The sequence below is a fragment of the Azospirillum agricola genome (genome assembly GCF_017876095.1).
GTDB classification, from domain to species: Bacteria; Pseudomonadota; Alphaproteobacteria; order Azospirillales; family Azospirillaceae; genus Azospirillum; species Azospirillum agricola.
The window spans coordinates 132,963-145,229 of the sequence record NZ_JAGINM010000012.1 but is presented as its reverse complement, the minus strand read 5'-3'; the positions used below and the strand labels follow the sequence as shown (position 1 = coordinate 145,229).

At 68.9% G+C, this 12,267-nt stretch carries 6 protein-coding genes; 2 read left to right on the top strand and 4 right to left on the bottom strand.

Features of this window, described 5'->3' with window-relative positions; all coding sequences use genetic code 11:
- The first annotated feature begins 1 nt into the window (after position 1).
- Both J2847_RS18965 and J2847_RS18960 read left to right on the top strand, forming a co-directional pair.
- On the top strand, positions 2 to 2,287 hold the full coding sequence (locus J2847_RS18965) for a tetratricopeptide repeat protein (RefSeq protein WP_209780437.1): 2,286 nt from the start codon (positions 2 to 4) through the stop codon (positions 2,285 to 2,287).
- A 111-nt stretch (positions 2,288 to 2,398) separates the two neighbouring features.
- Positions 2,399 to 2,575: a YdcH family protein gene (locus J2847_RS18960; RefSeq protein ID WP_085554025.1), complete on the top strand. Its 177-nt coding sequence runs from the start codon at positions 2,399 to 2,401 to the stop codon at positions 2,573 to 2,575.
- Positions 2,576 to 2,672: 97 nt separating this feature from the next.
- Here the strand turns inward: J2847_RS18960 and J2847_RS18955 are convergent, their stop codons facing one another.
- The 4 genes from J2847_RS18955 to J2847_RS18940 form a co-directional block, all read right to left on the bottom strand.
- Positions 2,673 to 8,552, bottom strand: coding sequence for a tetratricopeptide repeat protein (locus tag J2847_RS18955; protein ID WP_209780436.1), 5,880 nt, complete (start codon positions 8,550 to 8,552; stop codon positions 2,673 to 2,675).
- Positions 8,553 to 8,578: 26 nt separating this feature from the next.
- Positions 8,579 to 8,986, bottom strand: coding sequence for a flagellar biosynthesis repressor FlbT (locus J2847_RS18950; RefSeq protein WP_085554027.1), 408 nt, complete (start codon positions 8,984 to 8,986; stop codon positions 8,579 to 8,581).
- Positions 8,987 to 9,109: 123 nt separating this feature from the next.
- A complete protein-coding gene (locus tag J2847_RS18945; protein WP_209780435.1) occupies positions 9,110 to 10,975 on the bottom strand; it encodes a flagellin N-terminal helical domain-containing protein in 1,866 nt (621 codons plus the stop codon).
- 176 nt (positions 10,976 to 11,151) lie between these two features.
- Positions 11,152 to 12,234 carry a ketoacyl-ACP synthase III gene (locus tag J2847_RS18940; RefSeq protein ID WP_209780434.1) on the bottom strand — a complete coding sequence of 361 codons (1,083 nt, stop codon included), beginning with the start codon at positions 12,232 to 12,234 and terminating at the stop codon, positions 11,152 to 11,154.
- Positions 12,235 to 12,267: the final 33 nt, after the last annotated feature.

Below are 12,267 nucleotides of genomic sequence, written 5' to 3'. Positions count from 1 at the left end.
CATGGCGACCATCGCCGAAGCCCTCGCCATCGCCTTCGACCATCACCAGACCGGCCGCTACGACGAGGCGGAACTGCTGTACCGCCGGATCCTCGACGCCGATCCGGAGCAGGCGCAGGCCCTGCACCTGTGCGGGCTGCTGGTCGCCCAGCTCGGGCGGCTGGAGGAGGCCGACGGGCTGCTGACGCGCGCCGCCGCCGCCGCTCCGCTTGCCGCCGACCCGCGGGTCAACCACGGCAAGGTTCTGCGGGCGCTCGGCCGGCCGGGCGAAGCCGTGCGCCGCTTCCGCCATGCCGTCGCGCTGAACCCGGCGCTGGTCGAGGCGCAGGACGGGCTGGGGCACGCCGAGCGGGAGCGTGGTGATCCGGCCGCGTCGGCTCGGGGCTTCGGCCGGGCGGCGGTGAGCGGCGGCGGAGCGGCGATCTTCTACCATTGGGGGCTGGCGCTGGAGACCGCCGGACAGCCCGGCGCAGCGGTCTCCGCGCTCCGCCGTTCCGCCGAACTCGATCCGGAGGCCGGCGCCGTGCCGGCACGGCTGGGGACGTTGCTGCACGGGATGGGAAGGACGGAGGATGCCGCGCCCTGGTATCGGCGTGCCCTGACGCTGCGGCCGGCCCACAACGAGGTTCTGCACAATCTGGCGGTGATCGCGCGTGGAGCCGGCCGGCATGACGAGGCCGTGCGTGGCTTCTCCGCCGCCGCCCGCCTGCATCCCGACCGTGAGGATGCCCGGCGTGATCTGTTCGCCGCCCTGCTCGACCTCGGCCGCGCCCGGAACGCCGCCCGGCAGCCCGAGGCGGCACTGGACGCGTACGAACAGGCGCTCGCCATCGATCCGATGGACGTTGCCGTCGCTGACGCGCTGGCGCTGACCCTGTTCGAACTCGGCCGTTTCGAGGATGCGCGGCGCGCCTACCGCCGTGTCGTGGTTCTCGATCCGGCGGCCTTTGCCGCGCATTACAACGGCGCCCTGGCGTCCAAGAATCTCGGCGCCATAGCGGAAGCGATGACCGGCCTGCGCGCGGCCACCCGGCTCAGCGACGAGCCCTGGGTCCACAGCACCCGCCTGACCACCCTGCTCCTGCTGGCCGATCTCGACAACGCGACGCTGGCCGATGAGATCGACGGATGGCGGAACCGTTTCGGGCGGACCCTATCCAGCCCGGTCGCGCCCAATCCGGCCCTGACCCGGCCCGCCCTCGGCGGACGGCCGCTGCGCGTGGGGTACGTGTCGGGCTACTTGCATCCGGGAAACCGGCTGCTCGATCAGGTCGGTCCCCTGCTGCGGGCGCATGACCGGTCCCGTGTCGTTCCGCTGGTCTACGGCAACCTGCCTTTCGCAGCCCCGGCGTTCGATAGGCTGCGGGGATTTGCCGACGGCTGGTGCGACACGCGGGCGATGAGCGACGACGAACTGGCCGACCGTGTCCGTGCCGACGGCGTCGATGTCCTGGTCTGCCTGATCGGTCACACGAGCGGCCAGCGGATGGGGCTGTTCACCCGCCGGGCGGCGCCCCTCCAGGTCAGCTATTACGGAATGCACGCCACCGGCGTCGACGCCATGGATGTGTGGCTGACCGACCCGGTGCTCCACCCTGCGGACAGCACGGAGCGTTTTACCGAGCGGCTGGTGCGCCTGCCCCATCTGTTCCTGTTCGAACCGCCGGCCCGGCGTGGCGCGGGGTGGCTGCCGGCACCGCCCTGCGCCACGCTGGGCCGTGTCACCTTCGGCTCCTTCAACCTCGACGCCAAGGTCAACCAGCGGGTCGTCGCGCTGTGGTCGGCGCTGCTTCATGCGGTGCCCGGATCACGCCTGATGCTGAAGTCGCGCGGCGCGGGGCTGGCCGGCGAGGAAGGGCGCGTCCGCATGGCCGCCGCCTTCGCGCGGCACGACATCGGCGGCGACCGGTTGCTTCTGGTTCCGCCGGCCGCCAGCCACGAGGAGCATCTGCGCCTGCACGAGCGGGTCGACATCGCGCTCGACCCCTTTCCCTATGGCGGCTGCCTGACCAGCTTCGATGCGCTGTCGATGGGGGTTCCGGTGGTGACGCTGGCCGGCGAACGCTTCATCGGACGAATGACCGCGTCGCTGCTGCACAGCCTGGGGGAACCCGGCTGGGTGGCGCATTCCGAGGAGGATTATATCGCGAAGGCCAAGTCCTTGGCTGAGGATCCGCACCGCCTTGCAGCCATACGCATGGTGTTGCGCGAAAAGATGACAACCTCTCCTTTGTGCGACGCAACGTCACACGCACAATCGATCGAGGCAGTTTTTTGTATGGTTTGACCGCATAAGACGCAAGATTAGGGTTGTTCGGCCGACTGGATCGGTCAACACTGATGTCACCGGCCCGTCATACTCAGACGGGAAGCGGTTCGATCAGACGGAGAGCAGAACATGCACACCGATGCTCGTGTTGTTTCCCTGCAAGAAAAGCACCTGCGCCTTGACCGCGCCATCCTCGACGAAGAAAAGCGGTCCTGGCCGGATGAGAGCGCGGTCAAGCGCCTCAAGCTTGAAAAGCTGCACGTCAAGGAAGAAATTGACCGCCTGACGAGAAGCAGGGTGAATTGATCTCCCCCCACGGAAAAGCGTTTTGAAGAAGGCCGGGTGGAGGTTCAACGCCTCGCCCGGCTTTTTTGATGCCTCCCGCTTGTCCGGTCGAGGCCAGTCAGGTGGAAAAGCCGGACAGACGCCGCAGTTCGGCGGCGACTCTCGGCAGACAGTCGGCGACGGTTCCGCCGGTGGATGCCGTGAAAACCCGCATGGACGGAAACCAGGGCCGGACCCCCGTGCCGAGCGTGGTCCAGTCATCGCCCTGCGCCAGCCGCCACACCGGCACGCCGAGCGCCCCCGCCAACTCCCCGGTCGAAGTGGCCGGGGCGATCACCAGATCCAGTGCTGTGGTCAGGGATGCCGCACCGTCCAGATCATTTTTCAGATCGAGATCCTCGAAGGCGTGCGGGGCCATGCCGAAACGCCGCCGCGCCGCCGCCAACTCCTCCGCGCAATCCCCGTATTGGAGGTTGACGAAGACGATGCCGGGAATGGCGAAGACCGGCTTCCATGCCTCCAGCCGGGTGTAGTTGGCGATGCGGTCGGGATCGAGCTGACCGCTGCGCCACGCCACCCCCACCGTCAATCCCGACCCCAGTTCCGCCACCCGCCGCCGCCACGCCGCCGCCGCGGCTGCGTCGGCGCGCAGGAAGCCCGGTTCCTTCCGGAAGTCGGCAAGGGAACGGCGCAGGAAGCGCGGCAGCGATCCGGCCGCGATGTGGCAATCGACACCCTCGGCCCTGGCTTGCGGATGATCGGGGGCGGCCTGCACCGTCGCCTGCGGGAAGGAGCGTGCGAACAGCGGAACCAGACGCCGGTCGCATTCGGCCACCACATGGCCGGCGCGCGCGATCAGGTCCGACAGCGCGCTGGCGAACATCAGCTCGTCGCCGATCCCCTGCTCGCGCCAAACCAGGATGCGGCGCCCGGCGGGATCGCTCCCGGTCCACAGCGGCACGCCCGGCCGCCGCACGCCGCCGGCGACGTCGCGTGCCTCGAACCGACGATCGTACCCTTCCCATCCGGCGCGAAGCCATCCGCGCGCCAGCCGCAGGACGCCGCCGTTGAACGCCGCCGTCGGCAGCCCCGGAACCAGGGCCAGGGCACGGTCGCACCAACGCACCGCCATGCCGGGAAGACCCTGCTCGCGCAGCAGCCGCCCCTGGTTCGCCATGGCGTCGGCCATGGCCGGATCGAGAGACAGGGCCGTACGCCCGCTGCGTTCGGCGGCATCCCTCCGTCCCAGACGGCGGAGTGCGACGGCACGGTTCATCCAGGCCGACGCCATCTCCGGCGCGCGCAGCAACGCCTGACGATGGGCGGCCTCGGCCTCGGCCACGCATCCCAGACGGGCCAGAACGACCCCATGGTTGTCGTGCGCTTCGGCAAGGTCCGGATCGGCGGCGAGCGCCCGGCGATGCGCCGCCTCCGCCCGCTCCGGACGGTTCAGGGCATCCAGGGCATTGCCAAGGTTGCTCCAGGCGGCCGGTTCGCCGGGTTGCAGGGCCAGCGACCGGCGGAAGGCGGCCGCAGCGTCTTCCGGCCGCCCCAAGGCGAGCCGGACCGAGCCCAGGCTGATATGCGCCGTCGCATAGTCGGGCAGCGCGGCCAGGGCCGCCATGATCCGTGCTTCCCCTTCGGCCGGGCGTCCGGCCTGATGGGCGAGCAGACCCGACAGATGCAAGGCTACCGGATCCTGAGGGCGCTGGGCCAGCACCTGCTCATACAGGGCCGCCGCGTCGTCCCGGTGCCCGGCACGATGGCTGCGCACCGCCCGCTCCAGCAGCCGGTCCGGCTCCTCCACCGGAGGCGGTGCGCAGACCGGCGGGCACAGGGCCGCCGCGATATGCCCCAGCACGTCCCCCAGCGTTTCGCCGGGGCGAGGCTGGAACAGCCGCATGGAGGGGAACCAGGGGCGGACGCCGCTGCCGAGCTGGGTCCAGTCCCTGCCGCCGAAGCGCCAGACCGGCACGCCGAGCGCCCCGGCCAGCTCGCTCGCCGACATCGCCGGCGAGATCACCAGGTCGAGGTTGGCGGTGAGCGCCGCCGCCCCCTCGAAATCGTCCTTGAGGTCCAGGTCGGACCAGCGGTGGATGCGCACCCCGAAGCGCGCCTCCGCCACTTCCAGCTCCGCACCGCAGTCGCCGTATTGCAGATTGACAAAGGTGATCCCCGGCACCGCGAGGATCGCCCCCCACTGGTCCAGCGACGTGTAGGCGGCCTTGCGTTGCGCGGTGACGAGCTGGCTGCGCCAGCCGATCCCGACCCTCAGCCCCGGCCCCAGCGCCGCCAGCCGCTCGCGCCAGAGCGCCAACAGCGCCGGATCGGGCACCAGCCACGATGCGCGCGTCGGAAAGCGCTTCAGGTCGGGACGCAGCAGGCGCGGCAGACTGCCGGCGGCGATCTGGACATCGGCGTCGCGCGGTTCGACCGTTTCGGGACGCACGGTGGCACCGGCGAACGACCGGGCGAACAGGGAGACCAGCCGGCGGTCGCATTCGATGACCAGATGCCCGGCGCGCTTCATCGCGTCGGCGTAGCAGGAGGCGAAGAGGATCTCGTCGCCGACCCCCTGCTCCCGCCATACCAGAAGCCGCGACGCCGCGATGTTCTCGCCACGCCACGCGCGGGCGGCGAGCCGGCGCCGTTGTGTGCGGAACTGCGGCGTCGCCATCCGCCATTCATGCTCGCTCCAGCCGGCGCGCGGCACCCCGTCCCTCAGAAGCATCAGCGACAGGTTGTAGTGGGCCTGCGCGTGCTTCGGGTTGGCCTCCAAGGCTTGGCGGTAGGCGTCCAGCGCCTCATCCCGGCGATCGGCTTGATCCAGCAGGAAGGCGAGGTTGGCGTGCGCCTCGGCCAGATCCGGGCAATGGCCGATGGCGGCGCGATGGCAGGCTTCCGCCTCGGTCAACCGGCCAAGCCCGCCCAGGGCGTTCCCCCGGTTGGTCCAGGCCACGGCCATGTCCGGAGCGCAGCGCAGCGCCCAGCCGAGAACGCGCTCGGCGTCCGCGAAACGGTCCATCGCATGAAAGGCGCTGCCAAGGTTGCTGAGAAGATCCGGCACGGCCGGATCGAGCACGGCGGCGCGCCGGAAGCTTGCCAGAATCGCCGCCGGGTCGCTGACGAGATGCCCATGATGGGTGTGGGAGAGCGACAGGTCGGGCCGCAGCCGGATCGCGCGGAGTATGCCGCGAAGCGCCTCCTCGCCCCGGCCAAGCGTCTGGATTAGCGCCACACGGTTGATCCAATGCTCGGCGGCGTCCGGCTGGGCGACGATGGCCCTCCGCTGGGCGGTGTCGGCGTCGTCGAGACGTCCCAGCTTCCGCAAGGCGTCGGCCTGTCCGGCATGGGCGGCCGCATTGAGCGGCGTGACGCGAGCGGCCCGCTCGAACAGCGCCGCGGCGTCCTCAGCGTCGCCACGCCGCGCCGTCAGGACGGCGGCCAGATGCAGCGCCGTTCCATGCATGGGCGCATCGTCCAGAACGGAGCGGACCAGCGCTTCGGCGGCAGCCGCATCGCCCTTGCGGTAAAGCGTGATGGCTTCCTCGGTGCGTTGGTCGGCATCCAGAGCCGTCGCCATGGGGGCGCGTACCGGGTCGGAAACGCTCCGCAGGCACTCCAGGGCACGGGCCATGCCGCCCAGCACGTCCCCCAGCGTTTCGCCGGGGCGAGGCTGGAACAGCCGCATGGAGGGGAACCAGGGGCGGACGCCGCTGCCGAGCTGGGTCCAGTCCCTGCCGCCGAAGCGCCAGACCGGCACGCCGAGCGCCCCGGCCAGCTCGCCCGCCGACATCGCCGGCGAGATCACCAGATCGAGATTGGCGGTGAGCGCCGCCGCCCCCTCGAAATCGTCCTTGAGGTTCAGGTCGGACCAGCGGTGGATGCGCACCCCGAAGCGCGCTTCCGCCGCTTCCAGCTCCGCACCGCACTCGCCGTATTGCAGGTTGACGAACCGGATCCCCGGCACCGCGAAGATCGCCCCCCACTGGTCCAACGACGTGTAGGCTCCACGTCGCTCGGTGGTCATCACCTGGCTGCGCCAGCCGATTCCAACCGTCAACCCCGGCCCCAGCCGCGCCAGCCGCTCGCGCCAGAACGCCAGCCGCGCCGGATCGGGCACCAGCCACGAGGCTTCCGGCCCGAAGGACGCCAGGCAACGCCGCAGCAGGCGTGGAACCTGACCGGCCGGGATGTGGGCGTCCACATCGGGAGGATCGATGGTTTCGCGGCCATCCGGACCGATCGTCTGCGCCCGCACCGTCGCCTTGGGGAAGGAGCGGGTGAACAGCGGAACCAGCCGGCGGTCGCACTCGATCACCAGATGGCCGACCCGTGGGATCAGGTCCGGCCAGCAGGAGGAAAACATGATCTCGTCGCCGACCCCCTGCTCGCCCCAGACCAGCAGACGGCGGTCCGACAGATCCTCACCGTCCCAAAGAGGGGCGGCGATCGGACGGTCTTCGTAACCCTTGGCCCGGAAACGCCACCGGTAATCGTCCCAGCCGCTGGCCAAGTCGCCGCGTGTGAGCCGGACAATCCCCCGGTTCAGATGAGCGGGCCCCGCCGAGGGATTCAACGCGATGGCGTGGGACAGGCTGGCTTCAGCCCCCTCGGCGTCCATGCGGCTCTGCCACAGCAACATGCCGAGATTGGCATGGGCCTCCGCGCTGCGGTCATCGAGGGACAGCGCCTTGCGATGCGCCGCCTCGGCCTCGGCCATCCGGCCCTGCACCTGTAGGACGAGACCATAACCGGTCAGGGCGACGGCACTGCCCGGACGGATTCGCAGGCTTCGCCGGAACAGCCGCTCGGCGGTGGCCAGATCATCGCGCTCCTGACGGTCGGAAGCGAGGTTGGCATAGGATTCCTCATAATCCGGCTGGACAGCGATGGACAGACGCAGCAACGCCTCGGCGCGATCCAACCGCTTCCAGGCTTTCCAGACACCGGCCAGATTGTTCAGCGCCTTGCCGTAATCCGGACGCAGCCTCAAGGCCCGCTTGAAGGCCGACATGGCGTCGTTCCACCGGCGGCCGGCGTCGAATGCCGTGCCGATGTTGTTCCAGCTCAACGCATCGTCGGGCTGCAAAGCGAGGGCGAGGCGCAACACGGCAAGAGCCGGCGCATGGCGGCCCAGATCCAGCAAGGCCACGCCGAGATTGTTGCAGGCTCCCGCCAGGCCGGGATCGCGGGCAAGCGCCTCGCGGTAGCGGGTGACCGCCTCCTCCAGCCGCCCCTGCCCCTGCATGGCGCTTCCCAGCGCGAACCGCAGAAGGCCATCGGCCGGGGCCGCGGCGACCGCCGCTTCGAGCATGGCCTCCGCCTCCACGCAACGGCTCTGCCCGATCAGCAGCAGGGCCAGTTCGCGCGACAGGTCGGCATCGTCCGGAGTGTCCGCCAGTGCGCGGCGCAGGCAGGCCTCCGTGTCGGGATGACGGAGGTCGCTCAGGCAGAGCGCCAGGTGACGCCATACACCGGGATGGTGTGGGTTGGCTTTGACCACATCGTGCAGATGGTGGGCCGCTTCAGCGCTCCGGCCGGTTTGCCGAAGCAAAACCCCGAGGTTGATCCGCGCCGGGGCGTTGTCCGGATCGCACTCGAGGGCACGGCGGTAGGCCGCCTCTGCCTCGGCCAACCGGCCGAGCGCCTGCAACACGGTGCCCACATTGCCATGGGCCTGGGCGTAGCCGCGGTCGCACGCGATGGCGGCGCCCAGGACCGTCGCCGCTTCGGCATTCCTTCCGAGATCGGCCAGAAGAGTGCCAAGGCTGTTGAGGGCGATCGGAAAATTGGGCTGGACCGCCACCGCCGCGCGTATCCGCTTCAACCCCAACCGGGAATTGCCCGCTTGGTGGGCGGCCAATCCCGACAAATGGAGAAGATCGGCGTGGCTGGAGTTCTGCGCGAGAAGTTGCTCGTACAGCGCGATCGCCTTGTCAAGCCGTCCGGACCGGTGATGGTCCAGTGCCTCTTCAAGCCGAACCGCTGTGAACACCGACGGTGCTCCTCCAAGCAAGGACGTCACGGTTCCGAAACGGAGGCCGATGGTTCGTCCGAGGTTTCGATGCTTCCCTTGAACATCTTCCGGCAGAGTTTCAACGCGCGGTAATAGTTCCGGGCCATCACGAGCTGTTCGATCTCGTTCAGCGTCTTGTGGCTGTCGGGCCGTGCCGCCCGCACCTCCTCCATGATCGAGACAAAACGCTGGAGGTTGAGCTCGGTGTCTTCCGGGAAGATGTAGACGAGCTGAATGACGAAATAGAGTTTCTTTTCGATGCAGTCGATCTGCTCTTCCTTCAGAACCTCGCGCCCGCGCAGGAAATTGGCGGTGTTGTAGAGAAAGAAGGAGCCCGGACGGTCTCCGGCACCGATCACGGCCCCGTTTATGATGACCTTTTCGTTGGGGCGCAGAACGAACTTCAGCGGCATGAGAATCGACCCGATGCATTTCCGGTGCAACCCGGCGGACGCCAGGCGACGGACCCAAAAAGAAACGGGCGGCGGCTTGGAAGCCGCCGCCCGCCGGGTATGATCCTACCCGAACTCTACGCCTTAGAACAGACGCAGGATCGACTGCTGCGACTGGTTGGCGAGCGAGAGGGCGATGGTGCCGAGCTGCTGACGGGTCTGGAGCATCAGCAGGCTGGCGCCTTCCTCGTTCTGGTCGGCCAGCGTCAGCTTGCTGGCGCCTTCCGTCAGCACGTCGCTGAACTCCTTGGTGAAGTTCTCGCGGGTGGTGATGACGTTCAGGTTGGTCGACAGTCCTTGCGAGGCGGAGCGGACCGTCGCCTTGGCGTTGTCGAGGCTGGAGATCGCCGCTTCGATGTCGGAGCGGTCCATCCAGTCGTTCTGCGCCTCGTCGATCTTCAGCCCCTGGCCGCCGGCGGTCAGATCCACCGCCCCAACGGAAATCGAGGCTGTGTTCTTCTCGTTCAGCTGGACCGTCAGGTCGTTGGAGGTGTTCGGGTTCGACACCTGCTTGGTGACGATGTTGCCGCCGCAGTTGGCCGTGGCCGCCTGCATGATCGTCTTCTCGTCCACCCGCACGCGGACGGTGCCGCTGCCGAAGGCGAAGGACTGCTCGCCGTTGGCCAGCTTGCTGTCGCCGCGGTCGTTCAGACCGTCGCGGGAAACCTGGGCGCCGTCCTGGTTGCTGACCTGGATCTGGATGTCGACGTTCTTCTGGATGGTCGAGACGCCGTTGCCGCCGTTGACGGCGTCCTCCATCGCCAGACGGTCGACGGTGAAGGAGACCACCGCGCCCGAGGCGAAGCTTTCCGAGATGCGCTTGCTCAGCGCGTTGGTGGTGTTCACCGTCAGCGTCACCTCGCGGGGGTTGCCCGCGACGGTGGTGCCGGTCAGCGTCACCGTGCCGCCGTTGGGATCGACGGTCACCGAGGCCAGATCCTTGCCCGACAGGCGGGTGGTGTTGGCCAGCGCGTTGCTGATCGAGTCCTTCAGGGCCGTGGCGACGTGGTTCTGGACGTTCTGGCCGACCGCGACGTCCGACGAGGTCGCGGTGTAGCTGAAGGTCTCGCCTTCCACCGTGATCGAGAAGATGTCACCGGCTTCGACCGTGCCCTTGCCGACCGTGACCTTCGAGGTCTGCGGGTTGCCCGAGGTCGCCGCGACGGTGCTGGTGGAGAGCGACTGGCTGTTGTCGAAATAGTTGATCGTCCGGCTTTCCTTGCCGTCGGTGACGACGAAGGTGCGCTCCTTGCCCTTGGCGCCGCGCACCTCGATCTGCACGTCGGCGAAGCTGCCGGCCGTCTTGGACATCGTGCCGTCCAGCTTCAAGCCGGTGAGGCCGTGCGCGGTCTGCGCCTCGGAGATGTCCTCGGCGTTGCCTTCGATCGAGCCGTCGCCCTTGACGCGGAGCGAGTAGGTGTCGGTCGAGGAGACGTTGGTGACGCGGGCGTTGTCGAGGCCGGTGATGGAGTTGACCGAGGCGCGCGAGTCCGAGGTGCTCTCCATCCGCAGGCCGGTGCCGCCGATCAGGTTCTTTCCGGCGTAGCCGCTGTCGCCGGCCAGCTTGTCGATCTGGGTGCGCAGCGTGTTGAACTGGGCGGCCAGCGCCTTGCGGGTGGCGACCGAGGCGGCGTCGTCGGACAGCGAGGCCAGGGCGGAGGTGGTCAGGCCCTTGGCCTGGTCGATCAGGCCGTCGATCGCGGTCAGGCCCTTGTCGGCCGCCTTGATGGTGCTGATCGACTGGCCCATCGACTCCTTCAGCGCCGACAGGTCGCCGGCGCGCTGGGTCAGGCCCTTGGCCGCGAAGAAGGAGGTCGGGCCGTCCAGCGCGGTGTTGATCTTGTTGCCGGTGGAAAGAATGTTCTGCTTCTTGGCGACCTGGTCCTGCACGCTCTGCAACTGAAGCAGATTCGTGCGCATGGAGGAGGTCAGGGAGACTTCGTTTGCCATGAGATGTCACTCCTTTGGAGGATCGTCATCCGTCCGCGCCCCGGCAAAGGGCGGCAAGGACGAAGGGGGACTAATTCCCCCGCCAAGGAGGTAGGCAAAAAGCGGGCCAGATCGAAATTGCCGGGCTTCCCTTGGAAATGCCTGCCGCCCGGCAAAAGCGGCCCGGCAATTTTTGCCTAGATCCCGGCAGAAACTGCCGATCCTTCGGCAGGCGTTGCCGGGGCGGCAGTTTCTGCCGGGCATTTCCTGCCGGGCAGGACAACCATTTCGCACAGGGCCAGCGGTCCGGCGGACAGCGCCACGCTGCCCCAGGACCAGCCGACGCCGAAGCCCGACAGCAGCAGCCGTCGCCGTTCCGAGCGCAACGGCGTGGCGAGAGCGTCGGCCAGGGCGAGGGGAATGGACGCGGAGCTGGTGTTGCCGAACCCGGCCAGGGCCAGGGTGGTCTGTTCCGGCGAGGCGCCGAGCTTCTGCCCGAGATGGCGGATCATCTGGGCGTTGGCCTGATGCAGCACGAGGTGATCGACCATGCCCATGCTCCAGCCGGCTCCCTCCAACGCGGCGCGGACGCTGCCCGGAACTTCGCGCAGGGTGAAGGCGAAGACCTGGGTTCCGTCCATGAAGAGGCGGGCGGGCCTGTCCGGATGGCGCATCGCGCCGCCGGACGCCGTCAGGTAGGGCGCCCCCGCCCCGTCGCTGCCGAGATCGAAGGTCATCGGCCCGCCGTCCGCCGCGGTTTCCAGCGCCACGGCGGCGGCGGCGTCGCCGAACAGGGGAGCCACCGCGCGGTCGCCGGGATCGACCAGCCGCGAGGTGGTGTCGCCGACGATCAGCAGGGCCCGGCGGCCGATGGTCTTCAACAGCGCCGAGGCCGTCCACAGGCCGTACACGAAGCCCGAGCAGCCCTGGGTGATGTCGAGCACGGCGGCACCCTTGCGCAGGCCGAGCCGATGATGCAGCAGCGCGCCGCTGCCGGGCAGCGCATGGTCGTGGGTCTGGGTGACCAGCACCAGGAGGTCGACCGAAGCCGCCTCCCATTCCAGCCCGTCGAGAAGGCGCCGGGCCGCCCTTTCGGCGAGATCGCTGGTGCATTGCCCGGGAGCGGCGATGTGGCGCGCCTCGATCCCGGTCGCCTTGGCGATCCTGGCCGCGGCCTCGTCCCCGAAACGCAGGGCGAGATCGGCCGTGGTATCCCGGCCCTCGGGAACACAGCCCACCACCCCCCGCAGGGCCACGCCGTCAAGATTGCTGGCGACCATGATCGGCTCCTCGTTCGGGTCGTCTGACCAAGC